Origin of the sequence: Streptomyces sp. CBMA123 (assembly GCF_014596465.1) — a bacterium.
GTDB lineage: Bacteria > Actinomycetota > Actinomycetes > Streptomycetales > Streptomycetaceae > Kitasatospora.
The window spans coordinates 16222-38359 of record NZ_MECK01000615.1 but is presented as its reverse complement, the minus strand read 5'-3'; the positions used below and the strand labels follow the sequence as shown (position 1 = coordinate 38359).

The 22138-nt window shown below is 72.1% G+C and carries 21 protein-coding genes and 1 riboswitch; of the genes, 10 read left to right on the top strand and 11 right to left on the bottom strand.

Features of this window, described 5'->3' with window-relative positions; genetic code table 11:
• The 5 genes from alc to BG452_RS40325 form a co-directional block, all read right to left on the bottom strand.
• The coding region (gene alc, locus BG452_RS40345; RefSeq protein ID WP_188309327.1) for an allantoicase at positions 1 to 1142 on the bottom strand (1142 nt) is incomplete at its 3' end.
• 149 nt (positions 1143 to 1291) lie between these two features.
• A complete protein-coding gene (gene allB, locus BG452_RS40340) occupies positions 1292 to 2671 on the bottom strand; it encodes an allantoinase AllB (protein ID WP_188309326.1) in 1380 nt (459 codons plus the stop codon).
• Between the two features lie 216 nt (positions 2672 to 2887).
• Entirely contained in the window at positions 2888 to 4030 is a 1143-nt protein-coding gene (locus BG452_RS40335; RefSeq protein ID WP_188309325.1) for a glycerate kinase, read from the bottom strand.
• A gap of 369 nt (positions 4031 to 4399) precedes the next feature.
• Positions 4400 to 5293 carry a 2-hydroxy-3-oxopropionate reductase gene (locus BG452_RS40330; RefSeq protein ID WP_188309324.1) on the bottom strand — a complete coding sequence of 298 codons (894 nt, stop codon included), beginning with the start codon at positions 5291 to 5293 and terminating at the stop codon, positions 4400 to 4402.
• A gap of 140 nt (positions 5294 to 5433) precedes the next feature.
• On the bottom strand, positions 5434 to 6300 hold the full coding sequence (locus BG452_RS40325; protein WP_188309333.1) for a TIM barrel protein: 867 nt from the start codon (positions 6298 to 6300) through the stop codon (positions 5434 to 5436).
• A 218-nt stretch (positions 6301 to 6518) separates the two neighbouring features.
• Between BG452_RS40325 and BG452_RS40320 the strand changes: the two genes are divergently transcribed.
• The 7 genes from BG452_RS40320 (at position 6519) to BG452_RS40290 (ending at position 12480) form a co-directional block, all read left to right on the top strand.
• Positions 6519 to 6764 (top strand): thiamine-binding protein, encoded by a 246-nt coding sequence (locus tag BG452_RS40320; RefSeq protein WP_188309332.1) that lies wholly within the window; start codon positions 6519 to 6521, stop codon positions 6762 to 6764.
• Positions 6761 to 7141 carry a helix-turn-helix domain-containing protein gene (locus BG452_RS40315; RefSeq protein WP_188309323.1) on the top strand — a complete coding sequence of 127 codons (381 nt, stop codon included), beginning with the start codon at positions 6761 to 6763 and terminating at the stop codon, positions 7139 to 7141. Before BG452_RS40320 ends, BG452_RS40315 begins: the two co-directional genes overlap by 4 nt.
• Positions 7142 to 7364: 223 nt before the next feature.
• Positions 7365 to 7868, top strand: coding sequence for a 2-oxo-4-hydroxy-4-carboxy-5-ureidoimidazoline decarboxylase (gene uraD, locus BG452_RS40310; RefSeq protein WP_188309322.1), 504 nt, complete (start codon positions 7365 to 7367; stop codon positions 7866 to 7868).
• A gap of 105 nt (positions 7869 to 7973) precedes the next feature.
• Positions 7974 to 8309: a hydroxyisourate hydrolase gene (uraH, locus tag BG452_RS40305; RefSeq protein ID WP_188309321.1), complete on the top strand. Its 336-nt coding sequence runs from the start codon at positions 7974 to 7976 to the stop codon at positions 8307 to 8309.
• Positions 8310 to 8339: 30 nt separating this feature from the next.
• On the top strand, positions 8340 to 9260 hold the full coding sequence (gene pucL / locus BG452_RS40300; RefSeq protein WP_188309320.1) for a factor-independent urate hydroxylase: 921 nt from the start codon (positions 8340 to 8342) through the stop codon (positions 9258 to 9260).
• Between the two features lie 274 nt (positions 9261 to 9534).
• Complete coding sequence (locus BG452_RS40295; protein WP_188309319.1) at positions 9535 to 11025, top strand: nucleobase:cation symporter-2 family protein; 1491 nt, start codon at positions 9535 to 9537, stop codon at positions 11023 to 11025.
• 69 nt (positions 11026 to 11094) lie between these two features.
• Positions 11095 to 12480, top strand: coding sequence for an 8-oxoguanine deaminase (locus BG452_RS40290; RefSeq protein ID WP_188309318.1), 1386 nt, complete (start codon positions 11095 to 11097; stop codon positions 12478 to 12480).
• 142 nt (positions 12481 to 12622) lie between these two features.
• Here the strand turns inward: BG452_RS40290 and BG452_RS40285 are convergent, their stop codons facing one another.
• Both BG452_RS40285 and aceB read right to left on the bottom strand, forming a co-directional pair.
• The gene (locus BG452_RS40285; RefSeq protein WP_188309317.1) at positions 12623 to 13024 is read right to left on the bottom strand and encodes a gamma-glutamylcyclotransferase; all 402 of its coding nucleotides are present in this window, start codon (positions 13022 to 13024) and stop codon (positions 12623 to 12625) included.
• A gap of 145 nt (positions 13025 to 13169) precedes the next feature.
• On the bottom strand, positions 13170 to 14852 hold the full coding sequence (aceB, locus tag BG452_RS40280; RefSeq protein WP_188309316.1) for a malate synthase A: 1683 nt from the start codon (positions 14850 to 14852) through the stop codon (positions 13170 to 13172).
• 200 nt (positions 14853 to 15052) lie between these two features.
• Between aceB and BG452_RS40275 the strand changes: the two genes are divergently transcribed.
• The gene (locus BG452_RS40275) at positions 15053 to 15850 is read left to right on the top strand and encodes an IclR family transcriptional regulator (protein ID WP_188309315.1); all 798 of its coding nucleotides are present in this window, start codon (positions 15053 to 15055) and stop codon (positions 15848 to 15850) included.
• A gap of 166 nt (positions 15851 to 16016) precedes the next feature.
• Here the strand turns inward: BG452_RS40275 and BG452_RS46635 are convergent, their stop codons facing one another.
• On the bottom strand, positions 16017 to 17417 hold the full coding sequence (locus BG452_RS46635) for a glycoside hydrolase family 16 protein (protein WP_223243440.1): 1401 nt from the start codon (positions 17415 to 17417) through the stop codon (positions 16017 to 16019).
• Between the two features lie 2 nt (positions 17418 to 17419).
• A riboswitch (cyclic di-AMP (ydaO/yuaA leader) is annotated at positions 17420 to 17583 on the bottom strand.
• Between the two features lie 441 nt (positions 17584 to 18024).
• On the opposite strand from BG452_RS46635, the gene BG452_RS40265 reads away from it, so the two are divergent.
• On the top strand, positions 18025 to 18441 hold the full coding sequence (locus BG452_RS40265) for a MoaF-related domain-containing protein (protein WP_188309314.1): 417 nt from the start codon (positions 18025 to 18027) through the stop codon (positions 18439 to 18441).
• Between the two features lie 74 nt (positions 18442 to 18515).
• On the opposite strand, the gene BG452_RS40260 is transcribed toward BG452_RS40265, so the two are convergent.
• Positions 18516 to 19712, bottom strand: coding sequence for an alpha/beta hydrolase (locus BG452_RS40260; RefSeq protein WP_188309313.1), 1197 nt, complete (start codon positions 19710 to 19712; stop codon positions 18516 to 18518).
• Positions 19713 to 19991: 279 nt separating this feature from the next.
• A complete protein-coding gene (locus tag BG452_RS40255) occupies positions 19992 to 20618 on the bottom strand; it encodes a TetR family transcriptional regulator (protein WP_317621456.1) in 627 nt (208 codons plus the stop codon).
• A 137-nt stretch (positions 20619 to 20755) separates the two neighbouring features.
• Between BG452_RS40255 and BG452_RS40250 the strand changes: the two genes are divergently transcribed.
• Positions 20756 to 21520 (top strand): SDR family NAD(P)-dependent oxidoreductase, encoded by a 765-nt coding sequence (locus tag BG452_RS40250; RefSeq protein ID WP_188309311.1) that lies wholly within the window; start codon positions 20756 to 20758, stop codon positions 21518 to 21520.
• An 89-nt stretch (positions 21521 to 21609) separates the two neighbouring features.
• Here BG452_RS40250 and BG452_RS40245 read toward each other — a convergent pair whose 3' ends face one another.
• Entirely contained in the window at positions 21610 to 22032 is a 423-nt protein-coding gene (locus BG452_RS40245) for a GNAT family N-acetyltransferase (RefSeq protein ID WP_411293092.1), read from the bottom strand.
• Positions 22033 to 22138: the final 106 nt, after the last annotated feature.

The following is a 22138-nucleotide window of genomic DNA, read 5'->3' as shown; positions in this document are numbered from 1 at the left end:
AGCGCGGCGGCCTCCTCGGCGGTCAGGCCGGCGCCGGTGAGCGCGGTGGCGGCCTCGACGGCCGGGACGGCGTTGAACCAGCGCAGCGCGAGGGCCGCGCGGCCGGCCTCGGTGAGGCGGCCGGTGAGCCGGAGGCGGGCCAGGCCGCCGTCCGGGTAGACGTTGATCCGCACGTGGGTCACCGGGCGGCCCGGGTCGAGCCGGAAGCGGTGCCGGGTGTCGGGCTGCAGCCGGGTACGGGGCAGGATCTCGAACCACTCGCCGTCGGCCGGTGTCTGTGAAGTCGCAGCCTGCCCGGTCGAGGCGTCGAAGCCGATCAGGTCGGCCCAGCCGGGGGCATTGGCGACGAAGTGGGTGGTGTCCACCTCGGCGGCCAGGACCTCACCACCCCCGGCCAGGGCGATCTGCACCCAGTCGTTGGCCTTGTCGCGCCGACGCCGGGTCTCCCAGCCCTCGCCCATGACGGAGGCGCGACCGGGAGCGTTCAGGTTGTGCGGGGAGGAGAAGTAGCGGTCGGACGCCGCCTCGGCCACGCCGCCGTACTCCTGGGCGGCCAGGTCGAAGGTGAGGCCGTCCAGTTCGCGCGGGTCGGGCAGCACCTCGCCGTGCACCCGGAGCCGGGCGACGCCGCCGTCCGGGAAGATGGCGAGCCGTACGTGGGTGTACCGGGCGTCGTCCTGGACGGCGAACTCGTGGGCGGTGTCGCCCCGGAGCGGGGTGCGCGGCACGATGACGGTCCACTCGGCGGCCCGCAGCTCCTCGGGCGAGGGGTGCCCGGGGACGGAGGCGGCCTCGACCGTGGCGCTCTCCGGGTAGTTGCCGGTGAAGTGGGCGGTGTCGACGATCACGCCGCGGATCACGCCGCCGACGCCGAGCCGCACGATCGCCCAGTCGTGGTCCTGGTCGGTGGGGTGCGGCTGCTCGGCGGAGACGCCACGGCGGCGCTTGGACTCCCAGCCGTCCATGATCTGGCCCTTGTGGCCAAAAGTGTGCGGGCGGAACTCGGCGGGCTTGGCGACCAGCAGGTTCTCGGCGTCCGCGAAGGTGTCCTCATTGGTGGCGACGACGCCCGCGCCGAGCAGTCGGGAGGCCAGGTTGACCAGCTCGGTGAAGGGAGCGCTCGGGGTGTCGGCAGTGGTCACTGACTCTCCTCGGAAGACGTGGCGGTTCGGGAAGCTCGGCGGTTCGGGAGGCTCGGTCGGTTGGGGAAGCTCGGCGGTTGGGGAAGCTCGGCGGTTCGGGAAGCGGTGCCGTTTCAGGGAGCGGTGCCGTTTCAGGGAGCGGTGCCGTTTCAGGAACCTTCGACGGAACGGGAGTCGGCGGGCCGGGTGAGCTGCCGGCCGAAGGGCTCGGCGCCGGTGTCCACCGCACGGCCGCGCAGCCAGGTGGTGCGGACGGCGCCGCGCAAGGTCCGTCCGGCGTACGGGGTCACCGGGTTGCGGTGGTGCAACGCGCGGGCGTGGACGGCGAATTCGCCGTCGGGGTCGAAGGCGACCAGGTCGGCGTCGCAGCCCGCCGCGATGGCGCCCTTGGTGCCGGTGAGGCCGACCAGTTCGGCCGGTCCGGAGGACATCCAGCGCACCACGTCGGCCAGCGTGTGGCCGCGACGGCGGGCCTCGGTCCAGATCGCGGGCAGGCCCAACTGCAGCGAGGCGATGCCGCCCCAGGCCGCCGCGAAGTCGCCGCTGCCGCCGTACTCGGGCAGCAGCTTGAGGTCGGGGGTGGACGGCGAGTGGTCGGAGACGACGGCGGTGAACTCGCCGTTCGCCAGGGCCTCCCAGAGCGCGTCCCGGTTGGCCTCGTCGCGGATCGGCGGGCAGCACTTGAAGGCGGTGTCGCCGTCCGGCACCTGCTCGGCGGCGAGGGTCAGGTAGTGCGGGCAGGTCTCGGCGGTCACCCGTACGCCGTCCTCGCGGGCCTGGCGCAGCAGCGGCAGCACGGCCGCCGAGGAGACGTGCAGGATGTGCACCCGGGTGCCGGTGCGCCGGGCGGTGTGGAGCAGGTGGGCGACCGCCGCGGTCTCCGCGCCGGCCGGCCGGGAGGCGAGGAAGTCCCGGTAGTGGACGCCGGGTTGCTGCGGTGCGGCGGCCAGCACGGCCGGGTCCTCGGCGTGGATGATCGCCAGTGCCCCGATCCGGGCCTGCTCGGCCAGGGCGGCCTCCAGGTCGGCGGCCTCGACGTGCGGGAACTCGTCCACGCCGGACGGCGCCAGGAAGCTCTTGAAGCCGAACACGCCTGCCCGGTGCAGGGGTTCGAGGTCGGCGAGGTTGCCGGGGACGGCGCCGCCCCAGAAGCCGAGGTCGACCCAGGCCTGCCCCTCGGCGGTCTTCCGCTTGACGTCCAGCCCGGCGACCGTGGTGGTGGGCGGGACGGAGTTGAGCGGCATGTCGATGATCGTGGTGACGCCGCCGGCCGCGGCGGCCCGGGTGGCGGTGGCGAAGCCCTCCCACTCGGTGCGGCCGGGCTCGTTGACGTGCACGTGGGTGTCGACCAGGCCGGGCAGCAGGGCGGTGTCGCCGAGGTCGACCAGTTCGCTGTCGCCGACCGCGAGGGAGCCGTGGGCGGCGACCTGCTCGATCCTGCCGCCCCGGATCAGCACGTCCGCGGGGCGCTCGCCGTCGGGCAGCACCGCCCGACGGGAGCGGATCACCGCTGGCTGGCTGAACGGCATGGGGACCTCCGAAACCTGGAACTGGGTGGGGAACGGGGCACTCAGGGGTACGCGGGGACACACCGGACCGCGCGGGCCCGGGAGGCACTCGCGGACGGTCGGAGTCAGCGGCTGGCGCGGTCGTTGGCGCGGGTCGTCGGCGTGGCGGGAACCGAAGGATTGCCGGGAGCCTAGGCCCGCCTTCAACAAAACGTCAATGGAGGAACGTACGAGGGCTCAGCCCGGCAGCAGCGCCCCGGCCAACCGCTCCCCCGCCACCTCGGCCAGTTCCCCGGCCTTGGTCATGCTGTCCCCCGGCTGCTCGGCGAGGTCGGTGAGCGCGATCGCGGCGGTGAAGCCGGCCGCCCGCCACTCGGGCTCGGACAGCTCCAGCCGCCCCGCCACGGCAGCCACCCGAACCCCCGCCCGGGCAGCCGCCGCGGCGACTCCGGCGGGGGCCTTGCCATGGAGCGTCTGAGCGTCCAGGCAGCCCTCACCGGTGACGACGAGGCGTGCCCCACGCACGGCCTCGTCGAAACCCAGCAGTTCGAGCAGCAGCTCGATACCGGGTCGCATGGTGGCGCCGAGCAGGGCGAGGGCGCCGAAGCCCACCCCGCCCGCGGCCCCGGCGCCGGGGGCCTCCCGCACGTCCCGTCCGGTCGCCGCGGCGACCTGGTCGGCGAAGCGGGTCAGCCCCTGCTCCAGGACCACCAGGTCGTTCCCGTCGGCGCCCTTCTGCGGGCCGTAGACGGCGGTGGCGCCGCGCGGGCCGAGCAGCGGGTTGTCCACGTCGCAGGCGACCACGACGTCCACGCCGGCCAGCAGCTCGGCCAGCGGACCGAGGTCGACCCGCGCCAGTCGGCGCAACGCGGCGCCGCCGGGCGGCAGTTCGACGTCGTCGGCGTCCCGCAGCCGGACCCCGAGCGCCTGCACCATGCCGGCCCCGCCGTCCGTGCCGGCGCTGCCGCCCAGGCCCAGCACGATCCGCTTGGCGCCCATCGACACCGCCCGGCCGATCAGCTGGCCGACGCCGTAGGAGCCGGCCGCGAGCGGGGCGGTCCGGCCGCCGGGCAGCCGGGCCAGCCCGGAGGCCTGGGCCAGCTCGACCACGGCGGTGTCGCCGCGGACGGCGAGCGCGGCGTCCACCGGCAGGCCGGTCGGGCCGGTCACCTTGGCCGGGACGCGGGTGAAGCCGGCCGCGAGCGCCGCGGCCAGAGTGCCCTCGCCGCCGTCGGCGACGGGCAGTTCGCGGACCTCGGTGCCGGGCGCGGCGCGCCGGATGCCGGCGGCGATCCTCGCGGCGACCTCGGCGCCCTCCAGGGTGCCCTTGAACTTGTCCGGCGCTACGACCACGTGGCCCTGGTGGGGGGTGGGGGGCATCGGTGGTCCTCACTTCCGTGCGGGTGTGGCAGTGGTTCGACAAGCATGGGTCCGGTGGCCCCGGGACCGCGACCCCCGCGCGGTTGGCACGGCCGGGGCCCGCGGAAGGGGTGGTGCGCCCCCTCCCCGCCGTTTCCCCTCGTCCCGCTTCCGACGTACGAGGGGCTCCCCTCGGCGGGGAGGGGGCCAGGCGACACGCGATCGGCACGACCGAAGTGCCCCCAGGGAAGGGTGTGCGTGTCACCGGCTTGGGTCGACCGGCGGGCGGGCGGATGAGCCCCGGCCCGCGCGCCGGTCGGGTCTGGCCTCCTGGTGGCGCGGGCACGACCGGATCAGGTACACGCCACCAGGAGGAGCTTTCGGGAGGTGTTACACCACCTCGCGGCCCGAGAGCCGCTCGACGCCGCGCAGCAGCGCCGAGTGGTCGAGCGAGCCGTCGCCGTTGGCCCGGGCGGAGGCGACCAGCTGGGCCACCACGGCGCCGACCGGCAGCGCGGCGCCCACGGCGCGGGCGGCGTCGGTGACGATGCCCATGTCCTTGTGGTGGAGGTCGATCCGGAAGCCGGGGGCGAACTCGCGGTTGAGCATGTTCGCCTTCTTGCGGTTGAGCACGGTGGAGCCGGCCAGGCCGCCGCCGAGCACGTCCAGCGCGGCGGCGAGGTCGACCCCGGCGTTCTCCAGGAACACCACAGCCTCGGCGAGCACCTGGATGTTGACCGCGACGATCAGCTGGTTGGCTGCCTTGACGGTCTGGCCGGCGCCGTCCGGCCCGACGTGGACGACCGTGGTGCCCAGCGCGTCGAACAGCGGCTCGGCCTCGGCGAAGTCCGCGGCCTCGCCGCCGACCATGATCGACAGCACCGCCTCGACGGCGCCGGCCTCGCCGCCGGAGACCGGGGCGTCCAGGGTGCGCACACCCTTCTCCCGGGCGGCCTTGCCGACCTTGATGGAGGTCTGCGGGGTGATCGAGGACATGTCGATCACCAGGGTGCCCGGCCGGACGTTCTCCAGGACGCCGCCCTCGCCGAGGATGACCGCCTCGACGTGCGGGTCGGCCGGGACCATGGTGATGACGACCTCGGCGTCCTTCACCGCGTCCGCGATGCTCGCGGCGCCGTGGCCGCCGGCCGCGATCACGGTGTCGATCGAGGCCTGGGAGAGGTCGAAGCCGGTCACGTGGTGGCCGGCCTTGACCAGGTTGACGGCCATGGGCTTGCCCATGATGCCGAGGCCGACGAAGGCAATCTTGCGGGAGGCGCTCATCGCGTCGGGTTCCTTACGTGTGCGGGTGGGGAGGGGTGGCGTGCCGGGCCGCGCCGGGTCCGACCGGGGCCGCGGCGGCCTGACGGGTCCGTCGGCCTGACCGGGCCGTCGGCGCTTCGGACCGTGACGGGTCCGTCGGCCTACCGGGCCGCGCGCAGCTCGCGCGGCAGCCAGTCGAAGCTGTCGGCGCTGACGCCGGTGGAGGGCCGGTACTCCAGGCCGATCAGGCCGCCCGCGGCAGAGCCGCCGACCGGCCGATGGCCCGCGGCGCTGAGCCGGGCGAACAGGTCCTCGAAGTCCAGCTCGCCGGTGCCGGGCTCGTTGCGGCCCGGGGTGTCGGCGATCTGGACGTGGCCGATCTTGTCGGCGTGGGTGTCGATGACCGCCGCCAGGTCCTCGCCGTTCTTGGCCAGGTGGTAGAGGTCGCAGAGGAACCGGGCGTTCCCCAGGCCGGTGGCGGCGTTGACCTTGTCCACCACCTCGACGGCGGCGGCTGCGGACACCAGCGGGTAGTCCGGGGACTCGGCCTTGTTGAGGGCCTCGATCAGCAGGACGGCGCCGATCTCGTGCGCCGCCCGTGCGGCGAGCACCAGGTTCTCCAGCGCGAGCGCGTCCTGTTCGGCCGGCTCGACGCCCTCGACCCGGTTGCCGTACAGCGCGTTGAGCGCGGTGGCGCCGAGCGAGGCGGCGAGTTCCGCGGCGACCGGGAGGTTGGCGCGGAAGCGGTCCCGCTCGGACGGGACCGAGACGGTGCCCCGGGCGCCCAGGCTGAGGTCGTCGAGGAGGTTCAGGCCGGTGAGCCGGACCCCCGCGTCACTGAAGGCCTTGCGCAGCGCGTCGAGTTCGGCCCGGCTGGGGCTGTGCTCGGCGCCGAAGGGCCACCAGAGTTCGGCGGCCGTGAAGCCGGCCGCGGCGGCGGCCGCGGGGCGCTCCAGCAGCGGGAGTTCGCCGAACAGGATCGACAGGTTGACCGTGAAGCCGTGCTTGGCAGCCGCCGTCACGTCCATCACCTCTCACTCTCTCTTCCTTCATCCGCAACTTCCACGATCCGGAAGAGGGATTCTGTGTGGTGGAAGCATCTCCGGCCCGCCGAGCGGGTGTCAAGGCTGCCGCAACATTTTGTTGAAGAAGCCCGGAGGGGCCCGCCCACCAGGCCCGCGACTGTTCGATCGCCCAGCCCCTGCCCCCGCCCACCCCCGCTCGATACAGTGAGCAGGTGCGATTGATGGTGGAGTTCACGACAGAACCGTTCGAACTGGACACGTTCCCCGAGCACGCCGCGGCGGCCCGCAAGGTCGTCGACGAGGCCGGCCTGGACGTGTCCGTCGGCCCCTTCGGGACCGGCGCCGAGGGCGAGGCCGAGCAGGTCCTCGCCGCGGTGACCCGGCTGCTCCGGGAGACCCTGGACGCCGGGGCGACCCGCATCTCCGTCCAGGTCAGCCTGCTGGGCGAGGAGGGCGGTACGCCGTGACCGAGCACGTGGAACACCCGCTCGCCGCGGCGGTCAAGCCGCTGCTGGACGCGGTCGGCGCGACGCCCGTCCCCCTGGACGAGGCGAAGGCCGAGGACGTCGTCCTGGAGTGGGAGGGCACCCCGGCCCTGGCCGTCCGACTGCCGCACCTGAGCAGCGCACTGGACCGGCTGCTCACCGAGATGACCCGGCAGTTCGACGGCCGGCCGCTGGCCGAGCTGGACCGCTGGGAGAAGCAGCGGGTCGTCGCCCTCCTGGAGGAGCGCGGCGCGTTCACCGTGCGCCACGGCGTCGAGACGGTCGCCTCGGCCCTGGGCGTCAGCCGCTTCACCGTGTACAACTACCTGAACCGCCAGGACGGCTCGAAGCCCTCCTGAACGAACCGGGCAGCCCTGGGCGGCCCGCCGTACGGGTGACCCCGCCGGTGCCGAGAAGTCTGGATCGGCCCTCGGCGGGGCACACTTGGCGAATCGCACACGAAAGGGCCCCGTATCGCGGGCCGGTTCAAAACGTAACCACCAACCGTTCAACAAACTGTTGACGGCCGGGTGGGGCCGATCTAGCTTTTCCGGGTGGCACCACTCTTCAGGAGGTCCACCCGTGACCAACCACCCCCACGCCCTTGACGCCCTGGCCGCGACCGATGCCGCGGCCCTGACGGAGATCCTGCTGGAGGTATGCTCCAGCCCCCGCTGGGCCGCCGCGGTCGCGGAGGCCGAGCCCTGGTCCAGCCGGGAGGCCCTGCTCGCCGCCAACGCGGCGGCGATGGCCGGACTGACCGGCGCGGACCTGCGCGACGCGATGGCCGGACACGCCCGGATCGGCCAGCCCAAGGCGGGCGACGCCACCTCCGAGCGCGAACAGGCCGGCCTCCAGGGCGTGGACCAAGCGGTCCTCGACGAACTGCGCCGGGCCAACGCCGACTACGAGGCCAAGTTCGGCCACGTGTTCCTGATCTGCGCGACCGGCCGCACCGCGGTCACCATGCTCGCGGCCCTGCGCGCGCGCCAGCCCAACGATCCCGCCACCGAGGCGGAGATCGTCCGGGGTGAGCTGCGCAAGATCAACGACATCCGGCTCAACCGCCTCCTCGACGCTTCCTGACTCATCGTCAAGAATGCTTCGTGGGCGGGCCGCCCCTCCCCCGGACAGTCGCCCGTCACGATCTGACGCACCTTCACCTCTGCCATCAGTAAGGTCACTTCACCCATGACTGGCATCTCCACCCACGTGCTCGACACCAGCCTCGGCCGCCCGGCCGAGGGCGTCCCGGTCGAGCTCGCACTGCACACCGAGGGTGGCTGGCAGGTGCTCGGCACCTCCGCCACGGACTCCGACGGCCGGGTCAAGGACCTGCCGGCCGTGGAGGCGGGCTCGGTCGTCCGGCTGCTCTTCGACACCGGCGCGTACTACGCGCTCAAGTCCGCGGAGCCGCCGTTCTTCCCCGAGGTCTCGATCGTCTTCACGGTCGCGCCCGAGCAGCACCACTACCACGTGCCGCTGCTGCTGAACCCGTTCGGATACTCGGTCTACCGCGGAAGCTAGTAGACCGACCTGGAAGCTTAGGAGCCTGTCATGGCCCACGTACTCGGTCAGAACCAGTACGGCAAGGCGGAGAACCGCATCGTCCGGGTCTACCGCGACTCCACCCGGCACGAGATCAAGGACCTCAACGTCTCGGTCTCCCTCCAGGGCGAGTTCGAGGACGTCCACCTCACCGGGTCGAACGCCAACTGCCTTCCCACCGACACCACCAAGAACACCGTCTACGCCTTCGCCAAGGAGTACGGCATCGACTCGGCCGAGGCCTTCGGCATCCTGCTGGCCCGGCACTTCGTCGACGACACCGAGCGCGGCGTCGTGCACAGCGCCCGGATCCGGATCGAGGAGTACTCCTGGGACCGGATCCGGACGCCCGACAGCTCGGCCCGCTTCATCGGCTCCGAGGAGGTCGGCCACTCCTTCGTCCGCAACGGCCAGGAGACCCGCACCACCGAGATCGTCTACGACGGCGAGCGGGTCCAGGTCATCTCCGGCCTGAAGGACCTGATCGTCATGAACTCCACCAACTCGGAGTTCTGGGGCTACATCAAGGACAAGTACACCACCCTGCAGGAGGCGTACGACCGCATCCTCGCCACCCAGGTCACCGCCCGCTGGAAGTACGGCTACAGCGGTCGCGACGGCGAGGCCCAGCCCAACTGGAACCGCTCCTACACCCACGTGAAGCGGCACATGCTGGAGGCGTTCGCCGAGACCTACTCCTACTCGCTGCAGCAGACCCTGCACGCGATGGGCACCCGGGTGCTCAACAACCGCGCCGAGGTTGACGAGGTACGCCTCGAACTGCCCAACAAGCACCACTTCCTCGTCGACCTGGAGCCCTTCGGACTCAAGAACGAGAACGAGGTCTACTACGCCGCGGACCGCATGTACGGCCTGATCGAGGGCACCGTGCACCGCGAGGGCGTCGTCCCGGTCATCCCGGTCGCCTGACCACCCCCACCCGCGGCGCCACCCGCACCACCCGCACCACCCGTTCCGGCTGTTCCACCCGTTCCGGTGGTTGCCGCACCACCCGTTCCCGCACCACCCGTTCCCGCACCACCTGTTTCTCCACCCCCACCAACCGGAGTTCGTGTCTGCCTCACGGCGGCCGGCCCGGGGCACTGGAGAAGCGCCCCGAGGGATCCTTGCTCCGCCGTCCCGCTCTCGGGGGTCTCCAGCGCCACGGGCGCGCCGGGAGCCACGGGCACAAGAGGGGCTCGACATGGCACCCAGCAACACCAGCAGTAACGACGGCGGTTCCACCCCAGCAAGAACCCCGGGCCCGGACGGCACGTCAACCCGCCTCCCCGGCGGGCCATCCGGCTCCGGACCCCACCCCGTGGACGAGGTGCTGCCACCGGTGAAGCTGTTCTCCACCGGGCTCCAGCACGTCGCCGCGATGTACGCGGGGGTCGTCGCACCCCCGCTCATCGTCGGCGCCGGCGTCGGGCTCTCCGCCGCCGACCTCGCCCTGCTGATCTCGGCCAGCCTGTTCACCGCCGGACTGGCCACCCTGCTCCAGACCCTCGGCGTCTGGAAGATCGGCGCGCGGCTGCCGTTCGTGAACGGCGTGTCGTTCGCGGGCGTCGCGCCCATGATCGCCATCGCCAAAGGCTCCATCGAAAGAACAGGGGGACCGAAGGACGCCCTCCCGGTGATCTTCGGAGCGGTGATCGTCGCGGGGGTCCTGTGCTTCCTCGCGGCGCCGTACTTCTGCAAGCTCATCCGGTTCTTCCCCCCGGTCGTCCAGGGCACCGTGATCACCCTCATCGGGGTGTCCCTGCTCCCGGTGGCGGTGAACTGGGCGCGCGGCGGCTCGCCGGGCGCCCCCGGGTACGGCTCCATGCGGGCCATCGGCCTCGCCGCGATCACCCTTGTCGCGGTGGTGCTCTGCCATCGGCTGCTGCGCGGCTTCTGGCAGCAGCTGTCCCTGCTCGTCGGCCTGGCGTTCGGCACCCTGATCGCCTTCCCGCTGGGGCTGGCCGACTTCGGCGCGGTCCAGGACGCGAAGATCTTCGCGCTCCCCTCCCCGTTCCACTTCGGCGCGCCGATGTTCGACGCCGCCGCGATCGTCTCGATGTGCATCGTCATGGTGGTCTCGATGACCGAGTCCACCGCCGACATGCTCGCCCTCGGGAGGATCGTCGAGCGCGAGGCCGACGAACCCACGCTCGCCGCCGGCCTGCGCGCCGACGGACTGGCCACCGCGCTCAGCCCCGTCTTCAACGGCTTCGCCGCCAGTGCCTTCGCCCAGAACATCGGGCTGGTGGCGCTGACGAAGATCCGCAGCCGCTTCGTGGTCGCGGCCGGCGGGGGCATCCTGATCCTGCTGGGGCTCTTCCCCGTGCTCGGTTCGGTCGTCTCCCTGGTTCCGCAGCCCGTCCTCGGCGGCGCCGGGATCGTGCTGTTCGGCACGGTCGCGGCGAGCGGGATCCGCACCCTCGCGGAGGCCGGCATGGAGTCCAGCGCCAACACCATCCTGGTGTCGGTCTCGCTCGGGGTCGGCATCGTCCCGATCGCCGTGCCCACCTTCTACGACGCCTTCCCGGAGGCCGTCCGGACCCTGATGCACTCGGGGATCTCGGCCGGCTGCGTGATGGCCGTCCTGCTCAACCTGCTCTTCCACCACGTCGGAGCAGCCCGCCGGCCCGGATCCGAATCCAGGTCCGGCCAGGCCTCCGGCGCGACGGTGCCGACGGCGACACCGTCCTGACCGGTCCGGGCAGGGGCGCGCACCGCTGAGTGCGCGCCCCTCCTGGCCCTCCCCCATAGGAGTGACACCATGGCAGTCCAGCCCCCGCCCGCCGACCAGCGGATCGTGATCGAGAACGTCGCGATCGCCACCGTCGACGCCGTCGACACCGAGTACGCCCGCGGCCACGTGGTCATCCTCGGCAACCGGATCGAATCGGTCGGCGACGGCCCCGCCCCGGCGTGGCTGGACAACGTGGTGCGCCGGATCAACGGCGAGGGCCACCTGCTCACCCCCGGCCTGGTCAACACCCACCACCACTTCTACCAGTGGATCACCCGCGGCCTCGCCCAGAACGACATCCTGTTCGACTGGCTGGTCGCCCTCTACCCGACCTGGGCCCGGATCGACGAGAAGCTCGTGCACGCCGCCAGCCAGGGCTCGGCCGCCGCCCTGCTCAAGTCCGGCTGCACCACCGCCTCGGACCACCACTACGTCTTCCCCAAGGACGGCGGGGACGTCCTCGGCGCCTCGATCGAGGCCGTCCAGGAGCTCGGCCTGCGCTTCACCGCGCTGCGCGGCTCGATGGACCGCAGCAAGAAGGACGGCGGACTGCCGCCGGACCACGCCGTCGAGGAGCTGGACGACATCCTGGCCGCCTCCGAGGCCGCCGTGGACCGCTACCACGACTCCTCGTTCGGCTCGATGCTGCACGTCGCGCTGGCGCCCTGCTCGCCGTTCTCGGTCTCCACCGACCTGCTCCGCCAGTCCGCCGAACTCGCCCGCCGCAAGGGCGTCCGGCTGCACACCCACGGCTCCGAGACGGCCGAGGAGGAGCAGTTCTGCAAGGAGCTGTTCGGCATGGGGCCGACGGACTACTTCGAGTCGGTCGGCTGGCTCGGCGAGGACGTCTGGATGGCGCACTGCGTCCACATGAACGACTCCGACATCGCCAAGTTCGCCGAGACCGGCACCGGCGTGGCGCACTGTCCGTCCTCCAACGCCCGCCTGGCCGCCGGGATCGCCCGGGTGCCGGACATGCTCAGGGCCGGCGTACCCGTCGGCCTCGGCGTCGACGGCACCGCCTCCAACGAGTCCGGCGAGCTGGGCACCGAGCTGCGCAACGCGCTGCTGATCAACCGGCTGCACGGCTCCCCGACCGCGCTGACCGGGCGCCAGGCGCTGCGGCTGGGCACCATGGGCGGCGCCCGGGTGCTCGGACGGCAGAACGAGATCGGCTCGATCGAGGCCGGCAAGCTGGCCGACCTGGCGCTGTGGAGGATCGACGGGGTCCTGCACTCCTCGATCGCGGACCCGGTCGCGGCCCTCACCTTCGGCGCGCTGCCGCCGCTGGCGACGCTGTTCGTCAACGGCAACGCCGTGGTCGAGAGGGGCGAGCTGACCACCGTCAACGAGGACCGGATCGCGCGTGCCTGCGCCCGCGCGGCCAAGGAACTGGCCTCCCGGCCGGTCTGATCCCGGCCGGTACCAAGGAGCTCCGGGGGCGCCCAGGGACGGTGCGCACCCCGGACTCCGTACACCCGGCAGGGTGTACGGACCGCGGCCCCGAACCCACGGCGAGGGTTCGGGGCCGCGGCGTGTGCTGCGGCGCCTGCCCTCAGGCCGTGCGCCCCAGCGTCCCCAGGTACGCGCGCCAGCCGCCGTGGTGGGTGATCTCCCGGTGCACGCCGCGCTCGACCTCGCCGCGGGCGAGCAGCATCGAGAAGCACGCGGAGCCGTCCTCCAGCTCGATCACGCCGAGCTCCAGCTCCCTGGGCTCGCCCGGCAGGATGACGTCCCGCAGGCGCTCCAGGCTGATCTCGTACAGCTCGCCCTCGATCGCGCTGTCGGCGGCCGGGTCGGGCAGCAGCCCCGGGCAGACGTCCGTCCCGCCGCTGTGGTCGATGGAGAAGAAGCGGTAACCGGTCGCGGTGCGGGCCGGGCCGATCAGGGCGTCGGCGACCTTGGCGTGGAACGGTCCGCCGACCATCGCCTGGCCGTTGAAGAAGATGCGTGCCATCGGTGAACTCCTCGGAACGAAAAGACCGTTCCGCACGGCGACGAGAGGACAGGTGGATTCGTCGCCGTACGGAACGGAGCATTGGGCGGTGGAACTGCTACAGCCCGGCAGGCGGCAGCGGTGGCGCCGGCGGATAGGTTGGTACTCAGCCCAGCAGGGGCAGCGCGGGGAGGGTCAGGAAGTCCGCGAACTCCTCGGCCAGGGCGACCTGTTCGAAGAGCTGGGCGGCCTCGCGCCAGCGGCCGGCCTGGTAGGCCTGGTCGCCGGACTCGGCGCGGAGCTCGGCCAGTTCGGTGGCGACCAGGGTGCGCACCAACTCGGCGGTGGCCTTCTCGCCGGTGTCGGACAGCACGACCCCGTTGTGGATCCACTGCCAGATCTGCGAGCGGGAGATCTCGGCGGTGGCGGCGTCCTCCATCATGTTGAAGATGCCGACCGCGCCGAGCCCGCGCAGCCACGCCTCGATGTAGCGCAGGCCGACCTGGACGGCGTTGTGCAGCCCGGCCCGGGTGCAGGTGCCGCCGGCGCCGGCGATGTCGAGCAGGTCGGCGGCGGTGACCGGCTCGGCCGGGCCGGGGTTGTCCTTCTGGTTCGGCCGCTCGCCGAGCACCGCGTCGAAGGAGGCCTGGGCGACCGGGACGAGGTCCGGGTGGGCGACCCAGGAGCCGTCGAAGCCGTTGCCGGCCTCGCGGTCCTTGTCCGCCTTGACCTTCTCCAGCGCGGCGGCGTTGACCTCGGGGTCCCGGCGGCTGGGGATGAACGCGGCCATGCCGCCGATCGCGTGGGCGCCGCGCCTGTGGCAGGTGCGCACCAGCAGGCGGGTGTAGGCGGCCATGAACGGCGAGGCCATGGTGACGCTGTTGCGGTCCGGCAGGATGTAGTGCTCGCCGGCGTCGCGGAAGTTCTTGACGATCGAGAACAGGTAGTCCCAGCGCCCGGCGTTGAGGCCGGCCGCGTGGTCGCGCAGCTCGTGGAGGATCTCGTCCATCTCGAAGGCCGCGGTGATGGTCTCGATCAGGACGGTGGCCCGGACGGTTCCGTGCGGGATGCCCAACTCGGCCTGGGCGTGGGTGAACACGTCGTTCCAGAGCCGGGCCTCGAGGTGGCTCTCGGTCTTCGGCAGGTAGAAGTACGGGCCGGAGTTGGGGTCCTCGGCGCCCTTGGCGAGCAGCCGGGCGGCGTTGTGGAAGAAGTACAGGCCGAAGTCGACGAACGCGCCGGCCACCGGGACGCCGTCGACCAGCAGGTGGTTCTCGTCCAGGTGCCAGCCACGCGGGCGGACCACGACGGTGGCGAGTTCGGCGGCGGGCTTGAGGGTGTAGGCCTTGCCGGCCGTGCTGGTGAAGTCGATCCGGCCCTCGAAGGCGTCGATCAGGTTGACCTGGCCGCTGACCACGTTCTCCCAGGTCGGGGAGGTGGCGTCCTCGAAGTCGGCGAGCCAGATCTTCGCCCCGGAGTTGAGCGCGTTGATGACCATCTTGCGGTCGGTGGGGCCGGTGATCTCGACCCGGCGGTCCTGGAGGGCGCGCGGCGCCTCGGCGACCTTCCAGTCGCCGGCCCGGATGTCGGCGGTCTCGGGGAGGAAGTCCAGCGTGCCGGTGCGGGCGATCTCGGCGCGTCGGCTCTTCCGCCTGGCCAGCAGTTCCTGTCGGCGGCCCTCGAAGGCGCGATGGAGGCCCACGACGAAGGCGACCGCCTCCGGGGTGAGCACCTCCTCCGCCCGATGGACGCGCGGACCGGCGACAGTGACGACCGGAGCGGCGGTAGAGGAGGCGATTGGGGGTACCCCCGGCCGGAGGCTGGGGGAGGGCCCCTGATCTGCAGCCATGAGCAGGACACTCCTAAGACGGTTGAGCCTGGCGAAGGGGGCTCCGGTGGGAACGCCCTCGGGAACTTCCTCGATCGTTACCCGCCTGTCGGCGAGTTCGATTCTGTAAGGTGGAGACTAGTTTCCGCGATACAGAATTTCAACGGTTTGTTGAAGAGTCGCCGGGACTCTACTCCTCCCCGACAGCGAAGGGAACGCCGGTGGTTGCGACCCCCGACACAGCATCGACGACAGGCGCCGACCGCGCGAGCGGCGGCGTGCAGTCCGTCGAGCGCGCCTTCCAACTCCTGGAGGCGCTGGCCGACTCGGGCGGCGTGGCCACCCTCAGTGAGCTCTCCACCAGCTCCGGCCTCCCGATGCCGACCATCCACCGACTGGTCCGTACCCTCGTCCAGCAGGGCTATGTCCGCCAGGACACCGCACGCCGCTACACCCTCGGCCCCCGGCTGATCCGGCTCGGCGAGACGGCCGGCCGGCTGCTCGGCAGCTGGGCCCGCCCGTACCTGGCCGAACTCATGGAGGCCACCGGCGAGACCGCCAACCTGGCGGTGCTGGAGGGCGGCGAGGTGGTGTACGTCGGGCAGGTGCAGTCGCGGCGCTCGATGCGGATGTTCACCGAGGTCGGACGGCGGGTGCAGCCGCACTGCACCGGCGTCGGCAAGGCCCTGCTCGCCCAGCTCCCCGAGGACGAGGCGCGCGCGATCCTGGGCCCCAACTCGCTGCCCGCGCACACCGAGTACACCCTCACCGACCCGCAGGAGCTGATGGACCAGCTCGCCGAGGCGCGCGAGCGCGGGTACGTGGTGGACGACCAGGAGCAGGAGATCGGCGTCCGCTGCATCGCCCTCACGGTACCGGGCGCGCCGACGCCCACCGCGCTCTCGGTATCCGGCCCGGAGGCCCGGATCCGGGCGCTGGAGGATCAGACGGGGGCGTCCTCGCTGGTACCGGTGATGCAGGAGATCGCGACCCGGCTGGGGCAGGTCCTGGCGCCCTGACGCCTGATTCTGACGCTACGTCAATTCACCTGCCGCACCTGGGGATCAACGCAAGAACCGGCAGCCGTTCCGACCACGCGCGGTGGTCGAGGCGGCTGCCGGTCCCTGAGAGCGGCTGGTCTTGGGTGGTGCGGGTTCGGCTACCCGGGGCGGGCTACGTGACGGCTCAGCGGTAGACGCGCACGTAGTCGGCGGCGAAGGTGATCGGGGTGTTCCCCTGCGGCGCAGGGTGGTACTTGCCCGCGCCCACCGAGAGGTTGAGGATCAGGTACGCCGAGAAGCCGGCGCCCACGCCCTTGTTGTCCGAGTACACCTTGACGCCGTTGACGTACCAGTCCACCGAGTTGGCGCCGTAGTAGGTGCCGATGGTGACCCACTGGTCCTTGGCGACGGCCTTGGCGTCGGTGTAGTACTCGGGGTTGCTCGGGTTGACGTGGTTGGTCAGCTCCAGCAGGTTCGGGTTGTCGGGGTGGTACTCGAAGGAGTCGATCTCCCCGTTGCCGTTCTTCCAGGTCCACAGGGCGGGCCAGGCGCCGCCCACGGAGGGCATCTTGACCCGGGTCTCGGCGTAGTCGCCGGTCTTGACCTGGAAGCCCTCGGCGGAACCCTCGGTGGTCAGGAAACCGGTGTTCCAGGACTGCTGGCCGTTCTCCAGGGTGGGCCCGCCCGGGGTGGCGGTGAAGGTGGCGACGCCGTTCGCGACGGTGACGTTGTTCCTGTTCAGCCAGTCGAGCTTGTTGTCGTCCGGGTTGTGGTTCCCGTACTTGTACGAGGTGCTCTTGTCGCCGACCCAGCGCTGGCCCCAGTCGATCGGGCCGTTGAACTCGTCGGACCAGGTCAGCGACTTGCCGGCGATCGGGGAGGACGGCGCCGGGGTGCTCGGGCTCGCGGTGGCGCTCGGGCTCGCGGTCGGGCTGGTCGGGCTCGTCGGGCTCGCGGTCGGTGTGGTGGTCGGGCTCGCGGTCGGGCTCGTGGTCGGCGGCGGCGTGGTGGTCGGGCTGGTCGTCGGCGTGGGCGTCGGCGCGGTGGTCGGGCTCGTGGTCGGCGACGGCTTGGCGCTGGGGGTGGCGGTCGGGGCCGGGGTCGGCGTCGACGTGCCGGTGCGGGAGACCACCAGCTGCTGCGAGGGCAGGTTGTGCCAGGCGCCCCCGAGGTCCTGCCAGAAGCCGAACTGGGTGTACGTCCCGGCCGGCAGGGTGCGCGCACCGCTGGTGAAGTCGACCCCGCTCGGGCATATCCGCGCGTTGGTCGCGTTGCCCGGGAAGTCCAGGTTGGTGCCGCGCGCGTCACGGACGCCGACGCCGACGGTCTTGGCGACGAAGCAGGCCGAGGAGTGCAGGCTCAGCGAAGCGGTGGTGGCCTGGCCGGCGACCATGGCGGCCGGAGCGAGCCGGTCCTGGGTGACGGTCGGGGCGGTGGCGGCCTGGGCACCGGCGACGGACGGCAGCCCGAACAGGCCTGCGCCGCTGATCGCCAGCGCCCCGGTGGCGGCGAGGGCGGCGTTGCGGCCGCGGTGGGACGGACGGGCGTGGCGGGGCGCGCGGCGGCGCCGGGCAGGCTGGTGCATGGGGGTCCTCTGCGACGCCTGCGAGGTGAGCTGTCGGATTCGGACTGCAGTTGCCCGGCCGCCTGTGGAGCGGCTTCACCCCTAGCCACGGCCCGCACACTGGTGCGTACGGGCCGGGCGCTGACCTTGGTTCCCCCGCTCCCGTCCGCTGTGGCGCTCGACAGCTCGCCGACGGGTGGACGGGACTCGGCGTCCCGGCGGCGGGGTCCGCGACGGCGGACGACGGTTGCAGGCTAGGCAGGCCGTCCGTGAACGGACAACCCGATCGGGCCGGTTGTCGCACAGCTCACAGTGGTGTCGATCAACGACGCTGCGTGGTGGCCGAGTTGATCAACCACGTCGTCGCGGCCCGGGGCTCAGCCGAGCCAGCCGGCCACCTGGCTCTCGGCCTCCGGCGACCAGGCCGGCTCCAGGTGGTTCAGCCCGGGTAGCAGTCGCTGCCGCCGGTCGGCAGCACCCCGAGCCAGGGCTGCTAGGACCGGCGTGCGGCCGCCGCCCATGTGCCGGCCACACACGGTGGCCGGCGCGGTGGTGGCGGACCGTACCGTGGCGCGGGGCCGCCCGAGTCCGCCCGGTCGGATAAATTGGAGCCCTGGCGTTTTCCACGGTGCACAAGTGCACCGAGCCCGACCCGTACGACCCGTACGACCCGTACGACCCGTCCCGCGCTCCCGAGAAGAGGTCCCGCCCCACCATGACCGCGTCCCTGCCCGCCTTCGCCGGCCGTACCTACGTCTTCCGGGCCGACAACGGCGCGGCCTTCCGCAACAGCTACTCGGCCGACGGCACTCGGCTGCGCTGGGAGGGCCTCGGCGAGTCGGCCGGCCAGTGGGAGGACGTGCGGCTGCACGTCGCCGAGGTCGCGCCGGAGATCTACTTCATCAGCTGGACGGAGCAGAGCGGGATCACCGTCAGCCATGTGATGGACCTCAATGCGCTGACCGTACGGGCCTTCTGGACCTTCGAGGGCGAGGGCGGCCGGGTCGGCCAGCTGCACACCGGGACGCTGGAGCGGGTGGCCTGACCGGCGCCGGGCCGTAGAACGCGTCGAACCCCCGGGGCCTGGGCTCCGGGGGGTTCGACGCGTTCCCGTCGCCGTCAGACGGTCTGGCTCGCCTGGCCCGAGGGGTTCGGCCGGCCGGGCTGGTTCGGCTGGCTGGGCTGGTTCGGCACCTTGAGGTGCTGGGACAGCCACTCCAGCGAGGACGGCAGCAGGGCGCTCCAGGTCTCGAAGTTGTGGCCGCCGTTCTCGAGCATGCTGTACGAGACCTTCATGGGGCTCCGCACCGCGTCGATGAACGCCTCGGTGTCCGGCTTGTAGTTGCCGTCGCCCTTCTTGGTACCGGCCAGCAGGACCGAGATGTCCGGCGGCGGCATGTTCTTCAGCCGCCACATCAGGTTGGCCTCGTTGCGGCGCTGCTTGCTGCCGCCGAAGAGGTCGCCGGTGGTCGGGTCGTCGGCGGCGTCGTAGTAGCCGGACAGGGCGACGGCGGTCGGGAAGACGTCCGGGTGGCGCATGGCCATCTTGACGGCGCAGTAGCCGCCGGTCGAGTTGCCCATGAAGGCCCAGGCGTGCGGATCGGGCGAGACCCGGTAGCTGGCCTGGATCGCCGAGGTGACGTCCTTGGTGAAGTACGTGTCGGACTGGGCGCCGCCCGGGATGTCCTCGCACTCGGTGTCCTGCGGCATGGCGGGCGAGGGCTGCAGCATGACCATGACGGTCGGCTGCATCCGGCCCTCCTGCAGCAGCTTGAGCGCGGCGCCCGGGTAGTTGAAGCGGGTGATCAGGTTCTCGGCGATTCCTGGGAACCCGGTGCTGACGATCACCGCCGGGAACTGCTTCTGCGCGTACTCGGGCTGGAAGTACTGCGGCGGCAGGTAGACGAAACCCTCGGTCGACAGCCGGCTCACCTTGCCGTCGATCCGGACCTTGCGGATCTCGCCGGACTGGCCGGGTTCACGGCCCCTCGCGCCGCCGCCCTTGACCGACGCCTGGCCTATGGTCTCCACCAGCAGGCGGCCGGAGGCGTCCGCCTTGTTGTGTATCACCACCGGGCCGGTGCTGCCGGTGCCCAGCAGGTCGTCCCAACTGCTGTAGAACGCGAAGTAGTTGTTCGCCACCAGGCCGAGCGCCGCGAGCACCGTGAGCTGGGTGGCGAGCAGCGCGCCGATCCGGCCGAACACCGCCTGCCAGCTCTTCCTGGCGAGTCTGGGCCACAGCCAGACCGTGCCGACCATCATCACGACCGCGACCAGCACGGCCAGCGCCAGCACCTTGTGGCTCGTCAGACCCATGTTCCAGTTGCTCCCACACCTCGGACTCCACGCCCCCTCCGCTCAGGGACATCCGAGGAGTTCACCCCGGTTCCCCCACCGGGGCGTGAGGTCCAACCCTAGCGGGAGCTGGGAGGAAGCTGATCGGGGGCTGGGGAAGGCTGAGGACGGGTTTCAGTCGACAGATTTCGAAATCTGTTAGCTGAACTCTGTTATCTGTCGTCTGTCATCTGAAATCTGTCAGCTGTCAGCCGTCAGCCGCCGCCCGTCGTCTGTCGCCTGCCGGCCGCCGACCGCCTGCTACGCCCCGGCCGCCCGCTCGGGGAGCCGCAGCCCCGCCGTGAGCTCGCGCATGCAGCGGGCGCCGAGGTCCTGCGGGGAGCCCGGGCCGGTGACCGCCACGTCGGAGGCGGCCCACTGCTCCAGGGCCACCCGGATCGCCGCCGTGGCCGCCGCGGCGGCCAGCCGGATCTCCAGCGGGTCGGCGCCGACCGGGCAGCGCTCGGCCAGGACGGACCGCAGTCGCTCCTCCGATCCCGCGTGTACCCGCTGCCAGGTGCCGTCCAGCCGGGGGTCGCGCAGCAGGCTTCGGGTCCAGTGCATCGCCTCGACGGCCGCATCGTCGGCCGGGGTCAGCGACTCCACCGCGGAGCGCTCCAAGGCCTCGCGCAGCGGGCGGTCCGCCGGACTCTCGGCCAGCAGCTCGACCCAGCGCTGCCCGCCGGCCGCCAGCAGCGGGGCGACGGCGTCCTCCTTGACGGAGAAGTAGCGGTAGAAGGTGCGCAGCGAGATGCCCGCGGCGGCGGCGATCTCCTCGGCGGTGGTCGCCTCGGCGCCCTGCTCGGCGAAGAGCGCGGCGGCGGTGCGGGCGATCTCCAGCCGGGTGGCGTCACGGCGGCGCTGGGTCAGGGTCGGGCGTCCGGTCACAAGGGTCAGCGTACGCACCCGGGCTCCATAATGACGCACCACGCCTATATGGCACATCGAGACTTATTGGCACGACGTGCCATAAAGGCGTACCGTGTCTCCTGAGGTCGAGAGACCACGAACGAAGGAGTACCACCATGGAGCGCTTCAGCGGACGGAACGTCCTGATCACCGGCGGCGGCTCTGGCATCGGCCAGGCGACCGTGCACCGGATCCTCACCGAGGGCGGGAACGTCGTCGCCGTCGACGTCAACGAGGACGGCCTGAAGAAGACCCTGGACCGCGCGACCGCCGACGGCACCGCCGACCGCCTGACCATCCAGGTGCTGGACATCTCGGACGAGTCCGCCGTGGTGACGGGCGTGGCCGAGGCGATCACGGGCCTGGGCGGCCTGGACGTCCTGGTCAACGCGGCCGGCATCCTCCGCTCCTCGCACACCCACGAGACCACCCTGGAGTTCTGGAACAAGCTCCTCGCGGTGAACCTCACCGGCACCTTCCTGATGACCCGCGAGGCGCTCCCCGCCCTGCTGGCGACCGGCCGGGGCGTGGTGGTCAACTTCAGCTCCACCTCCGCGAGCTTCGCCCACCCCTACATGGCCGCGTACGCCGCGACCAAGGGCGGCATCCAGTCCTTCACCCACGCCATCGCCTCGGAGTACTCGAAGCAGGGCCTGCGCGCGGTGTGCGTCGCGCCGGGCAGCATCGACAGTGGCATGACCAACAACCCCGGCCTGCCCGCCGACGCCGACTTCAGCCTGCTCGCCAAGCTCTCCCCCGCCATCGGCCGGGGCTTCGCGGGCCCGGACACGGTCGCCGGCGTGATCGCCATGCTGGCCTCCGACGACGGCGCCTTCGTCACCGGCACCGAGCTGCGCATCGACGGCGGCACCCACATGTGAGCCGCCGGTCCGGTTGACGGCGGGGCCCGTGCCATCCCCCATCCGGCACGGGCCCCGTCAGCGTTCTCCGGGCTCCGCCCGTGCACCGGTCAGTCCAGCGGCTTCGCCAGCAGCAGTTCCCGGGTGGTCCCGTCGGCGAGGAGATCGCCGGGTTCGGCGAGCGGGACGAAGCCATGGCGGCGGTATCGGGCGAGCGCGGCCTCGTTGCCGGGCAGCACCGCCAGGCGCAGGGTGCTGCCGCCGTCCGCGCGGGCCCAGCGCTCGACCTCCTCGATCAGCCGGTCCGCGACGCCCCGCCCGCGCGCCCAGGGCGCCACCCACAGCGAGCGCAGCTCCCGCACGCCGTTCGCCGTACCGGGCAGCCCGCCGGCCAGCCCGGCCGGGGCGTCGTCGAGCAGGGCCACCAGAGCCGGCGGGAGCGAGCCACGAGTGCATCGCCGGGACCGCCTCGCCGGGGCGTGGTCCGGGCAGGGGCTTCGCGGATTCAAACCCCGGCGGGCGGACGCGGCCACGGGAGGGACGGTTCCGGCAAATCGTTTCAGCAGGCAGCTTCGGTGGACGGTTTCCGCGGGTGGTCTCGGCGGGCGGTCTCAGCGGGCCGTTTCAAGGGCCTGCTTC